The sequence below is a fragment of the Roseateles sp. P5_E4 genome, assembly GCF_054049255.1.
The window spans coordinates 154,124-173,548 of the sequence record NZ_JBFUMS010000009.1 but is presented as its reverse complement, the minus strand read 5'-3'; the positions used below and the strand labels follow the sequence as shown (position 1 = coordinate 173,548).

18 protein-coding genes are annotated in these 19,425 nt (G+C 65.3%); 15 read left to right on the top strand and 3 right to left on the bottom strand.

From position 1 onward, the window contains the following. Window positions 1–149 precede the first annotated feature (149 nt). The gene (locus tag ACXJLH_RS18575) at window positions 150–1,667 is read left to right on the top strand and encodes a glycoside hydrolase family 5 protein (RefSeq protein WP_457445686.1); all 1,518 of its coding nucleotides are present in this window, start codon (window positions 150–152) and stop codon (window positions 1,665–1,667) included. Between the two features lie 187 nt (window positions 1,668–1,854). Here the strand turns inward: ACXJLH_RS18575 and ACXJLH_RS18570 are convergent, their stop codons facing one another. Next, window positions 1,855–2,547 (bottom strand): Bax inhibitor-1/YccA family protein, encoded by a 693-nt coding sequence (locus tag ACXJLH_RS18570; RefSeq protein WP_457445685.1) that lies wholly within the window; start codon window positions 2,545–2,547, stop codon window positions 1,855–1,857. Between the two features lie 88 nt (window positions 2,548–2,635). On the opposite strand from ACXJLH_RS18570, the gene ACXJLH_RS18565 reads away from it, so the two are divergent. The 6 genes from ACXJLH_RS18565 to ACXJLH_RS18540 all read left to right on the top strand — a co-directional run bounded on the left by ACXJLH_RS18565 (window position 2,636) and on the right by ACXJLH_RS18540 (window position 9,329). Further along, window positions 2,636–3,037 (top strand): GlcG/HbpS family heme-binding protein, encoded by a 402-nt coding sequence (locus tag ACXJLH_RS18565; RefSeq protein ID WP_056195433.1) that lies wholly within the window; start codon window positions 2,636–2,638, stop codon window positions 3,035–3,037. A 191-nt stretch (window positions 3,038–3,228) separates the two neighbouring features. Beyond that, window positions 3,229–4,389 (top strand): glutamine-hydrolyzing carbamoyl-phosphate synthase small subunit, encoded by a 1,161-nt coding sequence (gene carA, locus ACXJLH_RS18560; RefSeq protein WP_457445684.1) that lies wholly within the window; start codon window positions 3,229–3,231, stop codon window positions 4,387–4,389. A 10-nt stretch (window positions 4,390–4,399) separates the two neighbouring features. Beyond that, complete coding sequence (leuE, locus tag ACXJLH_RS18555) at window positions 4,400–5,041, top strand: leucine efflux protein LeuE (protein WP_457445683.1); 642 nt, start codon at window positions 4,400–4,402, stop codon at window positions 5,039–5,041. 10 nt (window positions 5,042–5,051) lie between these two features. Beyond that, window positions 5,052–8,330 (top strand): carbamoyl-phosphate synthase large subunit, encoded by a 3,279-nt coding sequence (carB, locus tag ACXJLH_RS18550; protein ID WP_457445682.1) that lies wholly within the window; start codon window positions 5,052–5,054, stop codon window positions 8,328–8,330. 79 nt (window positions 8,331–8,409) lie between these two features. Further along, entirely contained in the window at window positions 8,410–8,886 is a 477-nt protein-coding gene (greA, locus tag ACXJLH_RS18545) for a transcription elongation factor GreA (protein ID WP_056195443.1), read from the top strand. Continuing rightward, window positions 8,886–9,329 (top strand): DUF4149 domain-containing protein, encoded by a 444-nt coding sequence (locus ACXJLH_RS18540; RefSeq protein WP_457356215.1) that lies wholly within the window; start codon window positions 8,886–8,888, stop codon window positions 9,327–9,329. The genes greA and ACXJLH_RS18540 overlap by 1 nt, the downstream gene beginning before the upstream one ends. Here ACXJLH_RS18540 and ACXJLH_RS18535 read toward each other — a convergent pair. After that, the gene (locus ACXJLH_RS18535; RefSeq protein WP_056195448.1) at window positions 9,307–9,780 is read right to left on the bottom strand and encodes a YhbY family RNA-binding protein; all 474 of its coding nucleotides are present in this window, start codon (window positions 9,778–9,780) and stop codon (window positions 9,307–9,309) included. The two genes, ACXJLH_RS18540 and ACXJLH_RS18535, sit on opposite strands and share 23 nt — an antisense overlap. A gap of 20 nt (window positions 9,781–9,800) precedes the next feature. Between ACXJLH_RS18535 and ACXJLH_RS18530 the strand changes: the two genes are divergently transcribed. The 4 genes from ACXJLH_RS18530 (at window position 9,801) to glmM (ending at window position 14,707) form a co-directional block, all read left to right on the top strand. Continuing rightward, window positions 9,801–10,475, top strand: coding sequence for an RlmE family RNA methyltransferase (locus tag ACXJLH_RS18530; RefSeq protein WP_056195451.1), 675 nt, complete (start codon window positions 9,801–9,803; stop codon window positions 10,473–10,475). Window positions 10,476–10,560: 85 nt separating this feature from the next. Beyond that, window positions 10,561–12,459: an ATP-dependent zinc metalloprotease FtsH gene (gene ftsH, locus ACXJLH_RS18525; protein ID WP_056195454.1), complete on the top strand. Its 1,899-nt coding sequence runs from the start codon at window positions 10,561–10,563 to the stop codon at window positions 12,457–12,459. Window positions 12,460–12,518: 59 nt separating this feature from the next. Continuing rightward, window positions 12,519–13,361, top strand: coding sequence for a dihydropteroate synthase (gene folP / locus ACXJLH_RS18520; protein WP_457445681.1), 843 nt, complete (start codon window positions 12,519–12,521; stop codon window positions 13,359–13,361). Between the two features lie 14 nt (window positions 13,362–13,375). Continuing rightward, window positions 13,376–14,707, top strand: coding sequence for a phosphoglucosamine mutase (glmM, locus tag ACXJLH_RS18515; RefSeq protein WP_457445680.1), 1,332 nt, complete (start codon window positions 13,376–13,378; stop codon window positions 14,705–14,707). A gap of 189 nt (window positions 14,708–14,896) precedes the next feature. On the opposite strand, the gene ACXJLH_RS18510 is transcribed toward glmM, so the two are convergent. Continuing rightward, window positions 14,897–15,376, bottom strand: a complete 480-nt coding sequence (locus tag ACXJLH_RS18510) for a fasciclin domain-containing protein (protein WP_457325954.1) — start codon at window positions 15,374–15,376, stop codon at window positions 14,897–14,899. A gap of 229 nt (window positions 15,377–15,605) precedes the next feature. Here ACXJLH_RS18510 and pstS point away from each other — a divergent pair, with 229 nt between their 5' ends. The 4 genes from pstS to pstB all read left to right on the top strand — a co-directional run bounded on the left by pstS (window position 15,606) and on the right by pstB (window position 19,415). Next, complete coding sequence (gene pstS, locus ACXJLH_RS18505) at window positions 15,606–16,643, top strand: phosphate ABC transporter substrate-binding protein PstS (protein ID WP_056197163.1); 1,038 nt, start codon at window positions 15,606–15,608, stop codon at window positions 16,641–16,643. 151 nt (window positions 16,644–16,794) lie between these two features. Next, on the top strand, window positions 16,795–17,754 hold the full coding sequence (pstC, locus tag ACXJLH_RS18500) for a phosphate ABC transporter permease subunit PstC (protein ID WP_457445679.1): 960 nt from the start codon (window positions 16,795–16,797) through the stop codon (window positions 17,752–17,754). Next, window positions 17,751–18,617 carry a phosphate ABC transporter permease PstA gene (gene pstA, locus ACXJLH_RS18495; RefSeq protein WP_457325194.1) on the top strand — a complete coding sequence of 289 codons (867 nt, stop codon included), beginning with the start codon at window positions 17,751–17,753 and terminating at the stop codon, window positions 18,615–18,617. The genes pstC and pstA overlap by 4 nt, the downstream gene beginning before the upstream one ends. 12 nt (window positions 18,618–18,629) lie before the next feature. After that, complete coding sequence (gene pstB, locus ACXJLH_RS18490; protein ID WP_056195472.1) at window positions 18,630–19,415, top strand: phosphate ABC transporter ATP-binding protein PstB; 786 nt, start codon at window positions 18,630–18,632, stop codon at window positions 19,413–19,415. Window positions 19,416–19,425 lie beyond the last annotated feature (10 nt).

Genomic DNA, 19,425 nt, shown 5'->3' with positions numbered 1-19,425 from the left:
CGGGATTTTTTGCTTTTCGGCCTACGTGTTAGTCCGGACTCGGTCCCGGTGCGAAGTAGACAAAATGAATAAACAACATTGTTTAGTTGTTTTGCCGAGCATCGGGTCCACCCGGCCGGCGTCATGACTTCCACAGGAGACAAGCCAGCATGCCCATTCGAAATCTGTTGCCCCGAGTCCTGGGCACTGCCTGCCTGGCCCTCGGGCTCGCATCGTCCGCGCTTGCGCAAACCACCCTGGCCCTGCCGCAACCGGCCCTCAAACGCGGCGTGAACGCGCTGGGCTATGACCCGCTCTGGAGCGAGCCGGCCAAGGCGCGCTTCCAGCTGCGCCATATGCAGGCCATCCGCGATGGTGGCTTCGACCATGTGCGCCTGAACTTGCATGCCTTCGAGCACATGGACGCCGAAGGCCGCTTGTCGACGGCTTGGCTGAAGACGCTGGACGAGATGACAGCCGCGGCGCTGAGCGCGGGCCTGCAGGTCATCCTGGACCAGCACAACTTCAACGACTGCGCCAAGGAGATCGACAAGTGCCGGACGCGCCTCAAGGCCTTCTGGCGCCAAATCGCCCCGCGCTACAAGGACGCGCCCGACGCGGTGCTGTTCGAGATCCTGAACGAGCCCAACGGCGCGGCCGACGCGGTATGGAACGACATGCTGGCCGAGAACCTGGCCATCATCCGCGAGACCAACCCGAAGCGCCGCGTCGTCGTCGGGCCGAAGTTCTGGAACTCGCTGGATCAGCTCGACACCCTGAAGCTGCCCGAGTCCGACCGCAACCTGGTCGTGACCTTCCATTACTACACGCCCATGGAGTTCACCCACCAGGGCGCGTCATGGACGCCGCAGTTCCAGAAGCTGTCCGGCGTGACCTGGGGCACGGCCGCCGAGCTGGACAAGCTCAAGCAGGACTTCGATCGCGTGAAGGCTTGGGCGCAGCGCACGGGCCGGCCGATTCTGCTGGGCGAGTTCGGTGCCCTGGAGACGGCGGGCATGGCGCAGCGCGTGGCCTGGACTGCGGCGGTCGCCCGAGCTGCCGAGGCGCGCAGCTTCGGTTGGAGTTATTGGCAGTTCGACTCAGACTTCGTCGTCTGGGACATGCAGGCAGACGGCTGGGTCCGACCCATTCTGGGTGCCCTCGTGCCGGCGCCCGGCGCGCCGACACCCCAAGTGGCGCGCGGCGGTGACCCCGCGTTGGATCACCTGATCAATTCGGCCAAGGTCAGTGCCTGGTCGGTCTATGGCGAGGGCCAATCCACACAGCAGGTGGCTTGCGAGGCCTCGGGCAAGACCTGCCTGCGCGTCGACCTGCAGGGCAAGCGCGCCAACGTCTGGGACAACGGCGTGATCACACCCATCACCGGCGAGATCCGCAAGGGCGACAAGCTGCAGGTGCTCATGTGGATGCGGCTGGATACGGACGACGCCAAGGCCAAGGTCAGCGTGCCCATCTCGCTGCAACTGAATGCAGCGCCCTACACGGCCCTGCTGTCCAGTGTGGCCACGCTGACCAACAAGCTGGAGCCCGTGGTGCTGAACGGCACAGTCCAAGAAAACCAAGCTGCAGGCACGGTGATGCTGTCGGCGCACGTCGGGCAGGTGGGCCAGCCGATCATTGTGAGCGCACCCTTTGTGTTGAAGAACTTCAAGCCGGGCGCCCAATAAAAAAGGAGCCGCGTCAGCAGGCTCCTTCATCAAGCGGCTGCTGTGAAACCGGCTTTGCCGGGCCACTGGCGGCTGCCAAGGCCTGAGGCCTTGTCCTTCGCCAGGCACAAACAGTCCTCAGGACTGTTTCTGTCCGGGCTCAGCCCCCTTGAGGGGGAGGCGCAAAGCGCCTCCGGGGGTGAGTCAATCAGTCGCGCTCGCCGCCGAAGATGCCGAGCAGCGACAGCAGGCTCTGGAACACGTTGTAGAGGTCCAGGTAGATGGCCAGCGTGGCGGAGATGTAGTTGGTCTCGCCGCCGTCAATGACGCGCTTGATGTCATACAGCAGGAAGGCCGAGAACACGCCCAGCATCAGCACCAGGATGGTCAGCATCAGCGCCGACGACTGCAGGAAGATGTTGGCGATGCYGGCGACCATCAGCACGATCGCGCCAACGACCAGGAATTTGCCCATGGACGACAGGTCGCGCTTGATGATGGTGGACAGGCTGGCCATCGCGAAGAAGATCGCTGCCGTGCCGCCGAAGGCCGTCATGATCAAGCTGGAACCGTTGCGGTAGCCCAGCACCTGGGCAATCAGCCGCGACAGCATCAGGCCCATGAAGAAGGTGAAGCCCAGCAGGGCTGCGACGCCCATGCTGCTGTTCTTGGTCTTTTCGACGACGAACATCAGGCCGAAGGCGCCGATGAAGAAGACCAGCGTGCTGATGCCGAAGCCCATCTTGGCCATGAAGCCGGTGGATACGCCGATCCAGGCACCCAGCACCGTAGGCACCAGCGACAGGGCGAGCAGCCAATAGGTGTTGCGCAGTACGCGTTGCCGGTCAACAGCCAGGCCGTTGCCGGCATAGCCGTAAGAGGTTTGCAGACTGTCGTTCATGACGATGCTCCGGAGGCAAAAGGACCGAGGGAATTCTAGGCTCCCGCTGGGCCGCTACATTGGGGTCTATCCCCCGGAAAGCAAGACCATGAAACAGCAATCTCAACTCGAACTCGCAGACGTCAAGCGCATCGCCGCCGCAGCGGAGGCCCATGCAGTCAGCAAGGGCTGGGCGGTGTCCATCGCCATCGTCGACGCCGGCGGCCACCTGCTGTGGCTGCAACGCCTGGATGGCGCCGCGCCCAGCTCGGCGATGTTTGCGCCGGCCAAGGCGCACACGTCGGCCTTGGGCCGGCGCGAATCCAAGATTTACGAGGACATGATCAACGGCGGGCGGCAGTCCTTCCTCAGCGTGCCCGGCATGCACGGCCTGCTGGAGGGCGGCGTGCCCATCCTCGTTGACGGGCAGTGCGTGGGCGCCGTCGGCGTCAGCGGTGTGAAGTCCAGCGAGGATGCCGAGATCGCCAAGGCTGGTATTTCGGCACTCTGAAGCGGCACTTCGAGGCGCCACGAAGCCGTCGCAAGGCGGTCGCGAAGCCTCCGTACTAACCCCAGTCGGCTATACTCGATGGGTTTACCTGAACCCACTTGCTGCCCGGCGAAAACCTTGTTGGTTTCCTCAAATTGACCCGTCTTCGGCCGGGTTGATGCTGGGCACGCGCCCCATTTGCGGAGACCCTTGTGCTGACCGACCTGCTTCATCCCCCTCAAGCAATTCTGGCTCTGGCGGATGGGACGGTGTTCCGAGGCCAATCCATCGGCGCAACGGGCCAGACGGTCGGCGAAGTGGTGTTCAACACCGCGCTGTCCGGCTACCAGGAAATCCTCACCGACCCGAGCTACTGCAAGCAGATCGTCACGCTGACGTATCCGCACATCGGCAGCTACGGCGTCAGCGATGAAGACGTCGAGGCCGCCAAGGTGCATGCCGCCGGCCTCGTCATCAAGGACCTGCCGCTGCGCGCCTCCAACTTCCGCTCGGGCCGCACGCTTGACCAGTACCTGCGCGACGAAGGTACCGTGGCCATCGCTGGCCTGGACACCCGCCGCCTGACACGCGTGCTGCGCACCAAGGGCGCCCAGAACGGCTGCATCCTGGCGTTGGCTGCCGGCGAAGCGCTGACCCAAGTCCATATCGACACTGCAGTCGCCGCCGCCAAGGCAGCGCCGTCGATGTCCGGCCTCGACCTGGCCAAGGTCGTCAGCCGCACCGAAAGCGAAACCTGGACGCAGACCGAGTGGAAGCTTGGCAGCGGCTACGGCACGCAGACCGCACCGAAGTTTCACGTCGTCGCCTATGACTTCGGCGTCAAGCTCAACATCCTGCGCATGCTGGCCGAGCGCGGCTGCAAGGTCACCGTCGTGCCGGCGCAGACGCCCGCGAGTGCCGTGTTCGACCTGGAGCCGGACGGCGTCTTCCTGTCCAACGGACCCGGCGACCCGGAGCCTTGCGACTACGCCATCAAGGCCACGGCGCAGCTGATCGAGTCCGGCATCCCGGTCTTCGGCATCTGCCTGGGCCACCAGATCCTGGCGCTGGCCAGCGGTGCCAAGACCTTCAAGATGAAGTTCGGCCACCACGGCGCCAACCACCCGGTCAAGGACCTGGACAGCGGCCGCGTCGGCATCACCAGCCAGAACCACGGTTTCGCGGTCGACCCCGACACGCTGCCGGCCAATCTGCGCGCCACGCACGTGAGCCTGTTCGATGGCACGCTGCAGGGCATCGCCCGCATCGACAAGCCGGCCTTCAGCTTCCAGGGCCACCCTGAAGCCAGCCCCGGCCCGCACGACATCGCCTATCTGTTCGACCGTTTCATTGGCTTGATGAACAAAGCCTGAGGAGCCCCCCATGTTCGGCATCACCGACCTCGGCACCTTCCTCGCGGCGGCGATCTTCATCATCCTGCTGCCCGGGCCCAACTCGATCTACGTGCTGTCCGTTGCTGCTCAGCGCGGCGTGCGTACCGGCTATGGGGCGGCCTGCGGTGTGTTCGTTGGCGACACGCTGCTGATGACTGCGGCTGCCGCTGGCGGCGCGTCGCTGCTGATGGCCAGCCCGCAGATCTTCTTTGTCGTGAAGATGGTCGGCGCGGTCTACCTGGGCTGGATCGGCATCCAGCTGTTGCGTGGCGCGGTGCGCGCCTGGCGCGGTGAGGCCAGCACGAATGAGGCGCCCCGCGTCGTCGATGCGAGCCAGCCGTTCCGCAAGGCCCTGGTCGTCAGCCTGCTGAACCCCAAGGCCATCGCCTTCCTGCTGTCCTTCTTCATCCAGTTCGTCGACGCGGCCTACCCGCATCCGGCGCTGACCTTCCTGATCCTGGGTTCCATCATCCAGGTGCTCAGCTTCGTCTATCTCTCGACGCTGATCTTGGCCGGTGCCCGCCTCGCAGCCGCCTTCCGCGCGCGCCGCCGGCTGTCCAGCACTGCCAACGCCAGCGTCGGCGCACTTTTCGTTGGGTTCGGGGCCAAGCTGGCCACGGCCACTCTCTAAGCAGACCGCCATGCCGAAACGTACAGACCTAAAAACCATCCTCATCATCGGCGCGGGTCCGATCATCATTGGCCAGGCCTGCGAGTTCGACTACTCGGGCGCCCAGGCCTGCAAGGCGTTGCGCGAGGAGGGCTACAAGGTCGTCCTGGTCAACAGCAACCCCGCGACCATCATGACGGACCCGGACACGGCGGACGTCACCTACATCGAGCCCATCACCTGGCAGGTGGTCGAGAAGATCATCGCCAAGGAGCGCCCTGACGCGGTGCTGCCGACGATGGGCGGCCAGACCGCGCTGAACTGCGCGCTGGACCTGCACAAGCACGGCGTGCTGGCCAAGTACAACGTCGAGATGATCGGCGCCAACGAGCATGCCATCGAGAAGGCCGAGGACCGCCTCAAGTTCAAGGACGCGATGACCAAGATCGGCCTGGGCTCGGCCCGGTCCGGCATCGCGCACTCGCTGGAAGAAGCCTGGGCCGTGCAGAAGCGCATCCACGCCGAGATCGGTGGCGCGGGTTTCCCGATGGTCATCCGCCCCAGCTTCACGCTCGGCGGCTCGGGCGGCGGCATCGCCTACAACCCGGAAGAGTTCGAGACCATCTGCAAGCGTGGCCTGGACCTCTCGCCGACCAACGAACTGCTCATCGAAGAGAGCCTGATCGGCTGGAAGGAGTACGAGATGGAGGTCGTCCGCGACAAGGCGGACAACTGCATCATCGTCTGCTCCATCGAGAACCTCGACCCGATGGGCATCCACACCGGCGACTCCATCACCGTGGCGCCGAGCCAGACGCTGTCGGACAAGGAATACCAGCTGCTGCGCAACGCCAGCATCGCCATCCTGCGCGAGATTGGCGTGGACACCGGCGGCTCCAACGTGCAGTTCTCCATCAACCCGAAGGACGGCCGCATGGTCGTCATCGAGATGAACCCGCGCGTGTCGCGCTCCTCGGCGCTGGCCTCCAAGGCAACGGGTTTCCCCATCGCCAAGATCGCCGCCAAGCTGGCAGTCGGCTACACGCTGGACGAGCTGAAAAACGACATCACCGGCGGCATCACGCCGGCGTCGTTCGAGCCCAGCATCGATTACGTCGTCACCAAGATCCCGCGCTTCGCCTTCGAAAAGTTCCCGATGGCCGACTCGCGGCTGACGACGCAGATGAAGTCCGTCGGCGAAGTGATGGCCATGGGCCGAACCTTCCAGGAATCCTTCCAGAAGGCGCTGCGCGGCCTGGAGACCGGCATCGACGGCCTGACCGAGCGCTCGGCCGATCGTGAAGAGATCGTGCAGGAGATCGGCGAAGCCGGCCCCGAGCGCATCCTGTTCTTGGCCGACGCCTTCCGCATCGGCATGACGCTGGACGAGATCTATGAAGAGACTGCGGTGGACCCGTGGTTCCTCGCGCAGATCGAGCAACTCGTGCAGATCGAAGGCGAGCTGAAGGGCCGGGCGATCGAGTCCATCACAGAGGCAGAGCTGCGCCTGCTCAAGAGCAAGGGCTTCTCGGACAAGCGCCTGGCCAAGTTGCTGGGCACGCACCAGCACGCTGTGCGCGAACGCCGCCACGCGCTGAAGGTGCGCCCGGTCTACAAGCGTGTGGACACCTGCGCGGCCGAGTTCGCCACGCAGACGGCGTACATGTACTCGACCTACGAAGGCGCCGACGCCGAGTGCGAGGCCAACCCGACGGACAAGAAGAAGATCATGGTGCTGGGCGGTGGCCCGAACCGCATCGGCCAGGGCATCGAGTTCGACTACTGCTGCGTTCACGCCGCGCTCGCGATGCGCGAGGACGGCTACGAGACCATCATGGTCAACTGCAATCCCGAGACCGTCTCGACCGACTACGACACGTCGGATCGCCTCTATTTCGAGTCGGTCACGCTGGAAGACGTGCTGGAGATCGTCGACAAGGAAAAGCCGGTCGGCGTCATCGTGCAGTACGGCGGCCAGACGCCGCTGAAGCTCGCACTTGATCTGGAGCGTGCCGGCGTGCCCATCATTGGCACGACGCCCGATTCCATCGACATCGCCGAGGATCGCGAGCGCTTCCAGAAGCTGCTGCACGAGCTGGGCCTGCGCCAGCCACCCAACCGCACTGCACGCAATGAAGATCAGGCCGTGGCGCTGGCCAACGAGATCGGCTACCCGCTGGTCGTGCGCCCGAGCTATGTGCTGGGCGGCCGTGCGATGGAGATCGTGCACGGCGACAAGGACCTGGAGCGCTATATGCGCGAAGCCGTGCGCGTGTCCGAGAAGTCGCCCGTGCTGCTGGACCGCTTCCTGGAAGACGCCGTCGAGGTCGACGTCGATTGCATCGCCGACGCTGCGGGCGACGTGATGATCGGCGGCATCATGGAGCACATCGAGGCGGCCGGCATCCACAGCGGCGACTCGGCCTGCTCGTTGCCGCCCTACACACTGGCGGCCGACCTGCAGGACGAGCTGCGCCGCCAGACGGCCGCGATGGCCAAGGCGCTCAAGGTCATCGGCCTGATGAATGTGCAGTTCGCCATTCAGGGCGACGTGACTGCCGGTCTCGCGGCCTGCACGGTCTACGTGCTGGAAGTGAATCCGCGTGCCTCGCGTACCGTGCCCTATGTGTCCAAGGCCACCGGTCAGCAGCTCGCCAAGATCGCCGCGCGCTGCATGGCGGGCCAGAAGCTGGTCGACCAGCGCGACCGCAAGGGCCGCGTGCCGGCCGAAGTGATCCCGCCTTACTTCAGCGTCAAGGAAGCCGTCTTCCCGTTCAACAAGTTCCCCGGCGTGGACCCCATCCTCAGCCCCGAGATGCGTTCGACCGGCGAAGTGATGGGCGCAGCCAGGACTTTCGGCGAGGCGATGCTGAAGAGCCAGATCGGCGCCGGCTCGCGCCTGCCGCGCCAGGGCAACGTGTTGATCACGGTGAAGAACAGCGACAAGGCGCGTGCCATCGCCATCGCCAAAGATTTGCATGCGCTGGGCTTCGGCATCGTCGCGACGCGCGGCACGGCGGCTGCGATCACCGAGGCCGGCGTGCCGGTCAAGCTGATCAATAAGATCAAGGACGGCCGCCCGCACATCGTCGATGCGCTCAAGGGCGGCGACATCCAGCTCGTCTTCACGACGGTGGACGAGACCCGCACGGCCATCGCCGACAGCCGCTACATCCGCCAGGCGGCTCTGGCCAACCGCGTGACCTATTACACGACCATGGCCGGTTGTGAAGCCGCGGTCGAAGGCATGAAACACCGTGACGGCCTGACCGTGCAATCCCTGCAGGAACTGCACGCCGAGCTGGCTTAAACTACAGCCCATCGATTCCGCCGCAGCAGCCCGACCGGGCCGCAGCGGCGGAACTCTTTTTGCCCATTGAGTTTTTGCCATGACGACCATTCCCCTGACCAAGCGCGGCGCCGAGTCGCTCAAAGCCGAGCTGCACCGACTCAAGACCGTCGAACGTCATGCCGTCGTCCAGGCAATTGCCGAAGCGCGCGCCCAGGGTGACCTGAGCGAGAACGCCGAGTACGACGCAGCCAAGGACAAGCAGGGCTTCATCGAAGGCCGCATCCTCGAGATCGAAGGCAAACTCGCGGCGGCGCAGATCATCGATCCCTCGACGCTGGACGCTGGCGGTCGCGTGGTGTTCGGCGCAACGGTGGACCTGGAAGAAGAAGCCAGCGGCACCGAAGTGACCTACCAGATCACGGGTGACGACGAGGCCGACATCAAGCATGGCCGCATCTCGGTCGGCTCGCCGATCGCCCGCGCCCTGATCGGCAAGGAGGCCGGTGACGTCGCCGAAGTGCAGGCCCCCGGCGGCATCAAGCGCTACGAAATCGTCGAAGTGCGCTACGAGTGATGTTCGCTCGGCTCCAAGCCCTGCTGGCCGCCCTCTGGGGCGGCTTTTTGCTGTGTGTGGCCTTCGCGGCGACGCCCAGTGCCTTCGCGGTGTTGGAGCGCGCCCAGGCCGGTGCTTTCGTCGCACGCGTGTTTGCGATCGAGGCGCAGGTCAGCCTGGCGTTGGGGCTGGTGCTGATGATGATCGAGCGACGCATCGCCCGTGACACCTTGGAGGGCGGGGGCGTCAGCCAACAGTTTTCAGCCCGGCTCTTGCTGCCGGTCGTGGCCCTGTTCTGCACGATTGCCGGCTACTACGGCCTGCAACCGCTGATGGCAGACGCGAAGGCCGGCGCCGGGGTCGCATCCTTCGCGGCGCTGCATGGTGCTTCGCTCGCGTTCTTCGGCGTGAAGGGCCTGGCGGTGCTGGCCCTGGCGTGGATCAGTCCGCGACGTTCTTCTTGACGCTGGTCATGCGGCGCTTGGCGCGCTTGAGTTCGCCACCCTGGGCGACGCGCTGGTTGCCCAACACCTTGAGTTTGGTGACCTGGGGCCGACCATTGCCGCTCTTGGAGAATTTGACGATCTTGACCACGCGCGGGCCGGGCCGGGCGTCGGTGCGCTCGGCGGCTGCCTTCTCCGGAATCGGCCGCCACAGCACCAGCAGCTTGCCGATGTGCTGGATGGGAGCGGCGTTCAGCTCGTCGCAGAGCTGGGCGAACATGGCTTCGCGCGCAGCGCGGTCGTCGCCCAGCACCCGCACCTTGATCAGGCCATGAGCCTTCAGCGCCAGGTCCACTTCCTTGACGACGGCGGGGGTCAGGCCATCGCCGCCGATCATCACGACCGGGTCGAGATGGTGGGCGTCGGAGCGTTTGTCCTTGCGCTGGGCAGGGGTCAGGATGATTTGAGGCATCCCCGTATTATCCCGTAGGCATGAAAACTCAAACCAAAAGCAAGAAGCTCAACAAGGCGTGGTTGAACAACCATGTCTCGGATCCCTATGTGCAGCAGGCCCAGAAGGACGGCTACCGCTCGCGCGCGGCCTACAAGCTCAAGGAAATCGACGAGGAACTGAAGCTGATCCGCCCGGGCCAGATCGTCGTCGACCTGGGTGCCACGCCCGGTGCCTGGAGCCAATATCTGCGCCGCCGGTTCGCGCCCACGGAGGCGGGGCGGGGCGGGGCGGCGGTGGGGCAGCTCAACGGCAGCATCATTGCGCTGGACGTGCTGGAGTTCGAGCCCATCGAAGGCGTGCAGTTCATCCAGGGCGATTTTCAGGAGGACGCGGTGCTGGCAGAGCTGGAGGCGGCGCTGGCCGGCCGTCCGGTGGACGTCGTCGTGTCGGACATGGCGCCCAATATGTCGGGTATTGCGTCCACCGATGCCGCCCGCATCTCCGGCCTGGTCGAGCTGGCCGTCGATTTCGCCAGCAGCCACCTCAAGCCCGAGGGCGCGCTGGTGGCCAAGGTCTTCCATGGCAGCGGCTACGACGAGCTCGTGAACCTCTTCAAAACACATTTCAAGGTCTTCAAGGTCGTGAAGCCCAAAGCCTCCCGCATCCGCTCTTCCGAGACATTCTTGGTGGGCATGGGACTGAAAAACCGCTGATTACAGGGGTAGGCCCCTTGCCGCCCCTAAAATCGCCCCCACTGTCCTGAAACCCGCGCTGGGCCATCAGGGCCAAGGAGTCGCAGTGAACAATCAATGGTTTTCGAAGTTCGCCGTCTGGATCGTGATCGCGCTGGTGCTGTTCACGGTCGTCAAGCAGTTCGGCGGCACCACGGCACCCGGTAAGCAGGTGACCTATTCCGAGTTCCTGGATCTCGTCCAGGCGCGCCGGATCAAATCCGCGACGCTGCCCGACGGCATCACCGGTGACATCTACGCCGAAGACACCGAAGGCAACAAGCTGCGCACGCTGGCCACCTACCAGGATCGTGGCCTGGTCGGCGACCTGCGCAATAACGGCGTCAAGTTCGACATCAAGCCGCGTGAAGAGCAGAGCTTCCTGGTCAGCATGCTGATCAACTGGACGCCGATGCTGCTGCTGATCGGTGTCTGGGTCTACTTCATGCGCCAGATGCAGGGTGGCGGCAAGGGCGGGGCATTCAGCTTCGGCAAATCCAAGGCCCGCATGCTGGACGAGGCCAACAACACCGTCACCTTCGCCGACGTCGCTGGTTGCGATGAAGCCAAGGAAGAGGTCAAGGAACTGGTCGACTTCCTGAAGGATCCGCAGAAATTCCAGAAGCTCGGCGGCCGTATCCCGCGTGGTGTGTTGCTTGTCGGCCCTCCGGGTACCGGCAAGACGCTGCTGGCCAAGTCCATCGCCGGTGAAGCCAAGGTGCCCTTCTTCACGATCTCGGGCTCCGACTTCGTCGAGATGTTCGTCGGCGTTGGCGCGGCCCGCGTGCGAGACATGTTCGAGCAGGCCAAGAAGAGCGCGCCCTGCATCATCTTCATCGACGAAATCGACGCCGTCGGCCGCCATCGCGGCGCAGGCCTGGGCGGTGGCAATGATGAGCGCGAGCAGACGCTGAACCAGATGCTGGTCGAGATGGATGGCTTCGAGACCAATCTCGGCGTCATCGTCATCGCCGCCACCAACCGACCCGACATCCTCGACCCCGCGCTGCTGCGCCCCGGCCGCTTCGACCGCCAGGTCTATGTCACGCTGCCGGACATCCGCGGCCGCGAGCAGATCCTGAACGTGCACATGCGCAAGGTGCCTATCGGCCAGGACGTCAACGCGTCCATCCTCGCCCGCGGCACGCCTGGCATGAGCGGTGCCGACCTGGCCAACCTCGTCAACGAGGCTGCCCTGTTCGCCGCGCGCCGCAATGGTCGCCTGGTGGAAATGATCGACTTCGAGCGCGCCAAGGACAAGCTCTACATGGGCCCCGAGCGCAAGAGCATGGTCATGACCGAGGACGAGAAGCGCGCCACGGCGTACCACGAGTCTGGTCATGCCGTCGTCGCCGAGCTGCTGCCCGGCACAGACCCGGTTCACAAGGTCACCATCATGCCGCGCGGGCGCGCCCTGGGCGTGACCTGGCAGCTGCCTGAGCGTGACCAGCACAGCCTGTACTTCAAGCAGATGCTCAACAGCATCAGCATCATGTTCGGCGGCCGCATTGCCGAGGACCTGTTCGTCCACGACATCTCGACCGGTGCATCCAACGACTACGAACGCGCCACCCGCATGGCCCGCGACATGGTGACGCGCTACGGCATGAGCGAGGTGCTCGGCCCGATGGTCTATGCCGAGAACGAGGGCGAAGTCTTCCTCGGCCGCAGCATGACCAAGACGGCCAACATCAGCGAGAGCACGCAGCAGAAGGTCGACGGCGAGATCCGCCGCATCCTCGACCAGCAGTACGCCGTCGCGCAGAAGATCCTCGAGGACAACCGCGACAAGGTCGAGACGATGACCGAGGCGCTGATGAAGTGGGAAACCATCGACCGCGACCAGATCCTGGACATCATGGCCGGCCGCCCCCCACGCGCGCCTGACGACAAGCCGACCCCGAGCGGCCCGACCGGTGGTGGCACGCCGCCGGTCAGCACCGACGGCGCCCCCGCCGCGGCCTGATCCCTACCCCAACGACGGGCCCGGCTTCCACCGGGCCCGTTTTCCATTCCGAGCCGCCCATGCATTGGCAGACCCGCCGTTTCCGCCTTGATTTGAGCCACCCGCGCGTGATGGGCATCGTCAACGTGACGCCGGATTCCTTTTCCGACGGTGGCCGGCATGACGACACCCGGACCGCCATCGCGCACTGCGAGCGCCTGGTGGCAGAAGGCGCCGACATCCTGGACATCGGTGGCGAGTCCACCCGCCCTGGCGCGCCGCGCGTTGATGCCGGCAGCGAATGGGCGCGTATCGACAAGGTGCTGGCCGCGGCGGTCACGTTAGGCGTACCCGTTTCGGTCGACACCTGCAAGCCAGACGTGATGCGCCGCGCGCTGGATGCCGGTGCGGACATCGTCAACGACGTGCAGGCCCTGCAACTGCCCGGCGCGCTGGCGGCAGTGGCCGGCAGCGGTGCGGGTGTCTGCCTGATGCACATGCGCGGCGAGCCAGCGTCGATGATGGAGCTGGCGGTCTACGGCGATGTGGTGGCCGAGGTCGGTGCCTTTCTCGCCCAACGCGCGCAAGCTGCGCGAGATTCGGGCATCCCGGCCGATGCCGTCGCGCTGGATCCGGGCTACGGTTTTGCCAAGAGCGCCGAGCACAACCTCCAGCTGCTGGCCGGGCAGCAACGCCTGGCGGGGCTGGGCTATCCGCTGTTGGTGGGCTGGTCGCGCAAGCGCACTCTGGGCGACATCACCGGTCGGCCGATGGACCAGCGCCTGCCCGCCAGCCTGGCTGCCGCGCTGCGGGCCGTCAGCGCAGGCGCGAACGTGATTCGTGTGCACGATGTCGCCGCCACCGTGGACGCGCTCAAGGTCTGGGCCGCGGTCGATGCGGCGACAATCCCTGCCACGAAATAAGAAGGAAGAGCTCGATGGCCCGCAAGTATTTTGGAACCGACGGCATTCGGGGCACGGTGGGCCAGGACCCGATCACGCCGGACTTTATGCTGCGCCTGGGCCATGCCGTCGGTCGCGTGCTGCGCAAGACGGACGAGCGGCCCACGGTGCTGATCGGCAAGGACACGCGCATCTCGGGCTACATGATCGAGTCCGCACTGGAGGCCGGTTTCGCTTCGGCTGGCGTGAATGTGCTGCTGACCGGGCCGCTGCCGACCCCAGGTGTAGCCTACCTGACGCGCGCGCTGCGCCTGGATCTCGGCGTCGTCATCAGCGCCTCGCACAACCCGTTTGCCGACAACGGCATCAAGTTCTTCTCGGCCAAGGGCGAGAAGCTGCCCGATGCCTGGGAGCTGGCCGTCGAAGCCGCGCTGGAAGAGGCGCCGCAGTGGGTGGATTCGGCCAGCCTGGGTCGTGCCAAGCGCCTGGAAGATGCGCGCGGCCGCTACATCGAGTTCTGCAAGAACAGCTTCGGCTCGGACCTGACGCTCAAGGGGCTGAAGATCGTCGTCGACGCGGCCCACGGCGCGGCCTATCACGTCGCGCCCGATGTCTTCCATGAGCTGGGCGCAGAGGTCATCTCGATCGGCTGCAAGCCCGACGGCTTCAACATCAATGCCGGCTTCGGCGCGACAGCGCCCGGGGCCCTTGTCGAGGCTGTCAAGGCCAACGGCGCCCATTACGGCGTGGCGCTGGACGGCGACGCCGACCGGCTGCAGCTGGTGGACGCCAACGGTCGCCTCTACAACGGTGACGAACTGCTCTACGTGATGGTGGCCGATCGCCTCGCCCAAGGGCTGCGCGTGCCGGGCGCCGTCGGTACGCTGATGACCAATATGGCCGTCGAGCTGGCGCTGCGTTCGCGCGACGTCGAGTTCGTGCGCGCCAAGGTCGGCGACCGCTATGTACTGGAAGAGTTGGCCGCGCGCGGCTGGCAGCTGGGCGGCGAGGGCTCTGGCCACCTGCTGGCGCTGGACAAGCACACCACGGGCGACGGCATCGTCAGCGCGCTGCTGGTGCTGCAGGCCGTCTGCCGCAGCGGACGCGGCCTGGCGGAGCAGTTGCAAGGCGTGGACCTGTTCCCGCAGACCTTGATCAACGTGCGCCTGGCCGCCGGCCAGGACTGGAAGAGCAGCACGCGCCTGGCCGAGGAGCAGGCGGCGGTGATGGCCGAGCTGGGCAACAAGGGTCGCATCCTGATCCGCGCCTCGGGCACCGAGCCGCTGCTGCGCGTCATGGTCGAGGCCTCGGATGCCACAGTGGCCCAGCGCTGTGCCCAGCGCCTGGTGGATGCTGTCTCGTCTTGAAACGGAGCCCCTCGTCCAGTCTCGCGCTGCTGAACGCATGCGTGCCTGACCGGTCCCCCAAGGGGACGGCGATGCTTGCCGGATCGACCGGCAAGCACATCGCCAGATGCGGGCCGGCTCGGGAGCGGCCCAGCGCTCGGCCCACAAAAAGGCCGCCCTGTGGCGGCCTTCTGCTTGCTGGAGCCTGATTTACTTCTTCGGCGGCATCAGTACGCGGTCGACCACATGGGCCACGCCATTGGTCGCGACGATGTCGGCCTGCTGCACGACGGCATCGTCCACCGTGACGAAGCTGCCAGCCTTGGCCAGGGCCAGCGTGGCGCCTTGGTGGGTCTTGGCGGTGCCCGGCTTCACATCGGCGGCCGCAACACGGCCATCGATGACGTGATAGCCCAGCACGGCCTTGAGCTGGGCCGGGTCAGCGGCCAGCGCTTCCATCGTCTTGGCCGGCACGGCCTTGAAGGCGTCGTCGCTGGGCGCGAAGACGGTCAGCGGACCGGCGGCACGCAGTTCGTCGGCGAGGCCGGCCTGGGCTACCAGGCGGTTGAAGGTGCTGAGCTGCGGGTCGCGGGCCAGCGTCTCGGCCAGCGGCGCCGGCGCGGGGGTGGTGGCGCAGGCGACCAGCCATGCGCTGGCGGTCAACGCGATCAGGGATGTGCGACGGGTCATTTCGGAAGCTCCGTTTGTGTCTGGAAACGATAGGCCGGCACTCTAGAAGCGCTATATGACGCTCGCGTGAATAGAAAATGACAGTGTCACAAAGCGGTTCAGGCGGCTTCCCAGCCGCGCTTTGACGCGCTCCAATGGCCGGATCGATGACTGGGCAGTCACTCAATCGTCACATTCGATCCCTAGGATGCCGGTCATCGTCAAACCCGCCCTGCGGAAGGTGTCTCAGATGAAATTTGTCCAGGTCAGCAAGTCGCTCGCGATCGTCGTGAGTTTGTTCGGTGCCCAGGCGGCCCTTGCCCAGGACGTGACCGGCGCCGGCGCCACCTTTCCGGCGCCCATCTATGCCAAGTGGGCCGATGCCTACAACAAGGCCAGCGGCGCCCGCATCAACTACCAGTCGGTCGGCTCGGGTGCCGGCATCCGCCAGATCAAGGCCAAGACGGTCGACTTCGGCGCTTCCGACATGCCGCTGAAGGACGAGGAACTGGCCAAGGACGGCCTGCTGCAATTCCCCATGGTCATTGGTGGCGTCGTTCCCGTCGTCAACATCAAGGGCATCGCCCCGGGCCAGATCAAGCTGACCGGCGCCGTGCTGGCTGACATCTACCTCGGCAAAATCACCAAGTGGAACGACGCGGCCCTGACCGCGCTGAACCCAGGTGTCGCCTTGCCGGACGCCACCATCGCCCCTGTGGCGCGCGCCGACGGTTCGGGCACGACCTTCATCTTCACCAACTACCTGTCCAAGGTCAGCGAGGACTGGAAGAGCAAGGTCGGCGAAGGCACGACGGTCAAGTGGCTGGCCGGTACGGCCGGCAAGGGCAACGAGGGCGTCGCCGCTTTCGTGCAGCGCCTGCCCAACTCCATCGGCTACGTCGAGTACGCCTATGTGAAGCAGAACAAGATGACCTACGTCCAGCTGAAGAACAAGGACGGCCAGTGGGTCAACCCGAGCGACGACGCCTTCAAGGCCGCCGCGGCCGGCGCCGACTGGAACAAGACCTTCTATCAGATCACGACCGACCAACCGGGCAAGACTGCCTGGCCGCTGACCAACCCGACCTACATCCTGATGTTCAAGTCGCAGGACAAGGCGGCGCAGGCCGGTGCCGCGCTGAAGTTCTTCGAATGGGCCTACGGCAACGGCGACAAGATGGCCGACGACCTCGACTACGTGCCGCTGCCTGCCGCCGTGAAGGATCTGGTGCGCAAGCAGTGGGGCGAGATCAAGGACACGTCCGGCAAGGCGGTGGCCTACAAGTGATGCCCAGGCGCTGAACCTGGCCCGGCTTCGCCGGGCTTCGTTACATCAGGCGCCTTTTCTCTCTCAGACCCCAGGAGGTTCCTTGGCAGCCATCCTTCCAGCCGGCAACGCAGGCGCTGATCGAAGCGAACGTCGCTCGCATACTTCACCGATGGAACCCAAACCCCAGCGCCGCCGCGTCGCCCCCTGGGCTGACGCGCTGTTCGCGGCCCTGTCGCAGGGTGCAGCGTGGCTGACGCTGCTGTTGATGGTCGGCATCATCGGCTCCCTCATCATCGGTGCCACGCCGGCGCTCAAGGCCTTCGGCCTCGGCTTCCTGACCAGCGCGGAATGGGACCCGGTGCAGGAGAAGTTCGGCGGCCTGGTCATGATCTACGGCACGCTGGCGAGCTCCTTCATCGCGTTGGTGATCGCCGTGCCGGTCAGCTTCGGCATCGCCATCTTCCTGACCGAGCTGTCGCCCAGCTGGTTGAAGCGCCCGCTGGGCATCGCCATCGAGCTGCTGGCTGCCGTGCCCTCCATCGTCTACGGCATGTGGGGCCTGCTGGTGTTCGGCCCCATCCTGGCCACCTTCGTGCAGGCGCCCTTGCAGGCGATGCTCAACGGCGTGCCCTTTCTGGGTTCACTGGTGTCGGGCCCGCCGGTGGGCATCGGCATCCTGTCGGCCGGCATCATCCTGGCGATCATGATCATCCCCTTCATCGCCTCGGTGATGCGCGACGTCTTCGAGGTCACGCCGCCGATGCTGAAGGAGTCCGCCTACGGCCTGGGCGCGACGACCTGGGAGGTCGTCTCCCGCGTCGTGCTGCCCTACACCAAGACCGGGGTCGTCGGCGGCGTCATGCTGGGTCTCGGGCGCGCGCTCGGTGAGACGATGGCCGTCACCTTCGTCATCGGCAACATGAACCAGCTGAACTCGCTGTCGGTCTTCGAGGCCGCCAACAGCATCACGTCCACGCTGGCCAACGAGTTCGCGGAAGCCGGCGAGGGCCTGCACCAGGCTTCGCTGATGTACCTCGGCCTCGTCCTCTTCCTGATCACCTTTGTCGTGCTGACCATCTCCAAGCTGCTGCTGATGCGCCTGAAGAAGAGCGAAGGAGCCCGTTCATGAGCTCAACCACCCTCGACGCTCGCCGGCTGGCGATGCACAAGAAGCGCAAGCGCACCAATGTCATCGCGCTGGCGCTGTCCCTGGGCGCCATGGGCTTCGGTGTGTTCTGGCTGGTCTGGATCCTGTTCGAGACCATCTACCTCGGCATCGGCGGCCTGACCCTGTCCACCTTCACCGAGATGACGCCGCCGCCGCAGGGCGAGGGTGGTGGCCTGGCCAACGCCATCTTCGGCAGCTTCGTCATGGTGGGCCTGGCCACGCTGATCGGCACACCGGTCGGCATCCTGGCCGGTGTCTATCTGGCGGAGTACGGACAGAAGACCTGGCTGGGCAGCGCGGTGCGATTCATCAACGACATCCTGCTGTCTGCGCCGTCCATCGTCGTCGGGCTGTTCGTCTACGCGATGGTCGTGGCCAAGCTGAAGAGCTTCTCCGGCATGGCCGGCGCGCTGGCCCTGGCGCTACTCGTCATCCCGGTCGTCATCCGCACGACCGAGAACATGCTCAGCCTGGTACCCAACGCGTTGCGCGAAGCCGCCTACGCCCTGGGTACGCCGAAGTGGAAGGTCATCCTGACCATCACGCTGAAGGCGGCCCGCGCTGGCGTCCTCACCGGCATCCTGCTGGCCCTGGCTCGCGTGTCCGGCGAGACCGCACCGCTGCTGTTCACGGCGCTGTCCAACCAGTTCTGGACCAGCGACATCAGCTCGCCGATGGCCAGCCTGCCGGTCACCATCTTCAAGTTCGCGATGAGCCCCTACGAGAACTGGCAGAAGCTGGCCTGGGCCGGCGTCTTCCTGATCACCGTGGGCGTGCTGCTGCTGAACATCCTGGCCCGCGTGCTCTTCAAGAACAAACACTAAGGACTGACCCACATGGACGCCAAGATCGAAACGCCCGTGGGCGAACGCGCCAAACTCTCGGTGCGCAACCTGAATTTCTTCTACGGCAGTTTTCACGCGCTGAAGAACATCAACCTCGACATCCCCGAGAAGAAGGTCACCGCCTTCATCGGCCCGTCGGGCTGCGGCAAGTCCACGCTGCTGCGCACGCTGAACCGCATGTTCCAGCTCTACCCCGAGCAACGTGCCGAAGGCCAGATCCTGCTCGACGGTGACGACATCCTGTCCAGCAAGGACGACGTCTCGCTGATCCGCGCCAAGATCGGCATGGTCTTCCAGAAGCCCACGCCCTTCCCGATGTCCATCTACGACAACATCGCCTTCGGCGTGAAGCTGTTCGAGACGCTGCCGCGCGTGGAGATGGACGAGCGCGTGGAGTGGGCGCTGAAGAAGGCCGCCCTCTGGGGTGAGGTGAAGGACAAGCTCAACCAGAGCGGCTCCGGCTTGTCCGGCGGCCAGCAGCAACGCCTGTGCATCGCACGCGGCATTGCCATCAAGCCCGAGGTGCTGCTGCTCGACGAGCCCTGCTCGGCGCTGGACCCGATCTCCACCGGCAAGATCGAGGAGCTCATCCACGAGCTCAAGGCCGACTACACGGTGGCTATCGTGACCCACAACATGCAGCAAGCCGCGCGCTGCTCTGACTACACGGCCTATATGTACCTGGGCGACCTGATCGAATTCGGACCGACCGCTGAGCTCTTCATGAAGCCCAAGCGCAAGGACACCGAGGACTACATCACCGGCCGCTTCGGCTGATCAAGGAGGA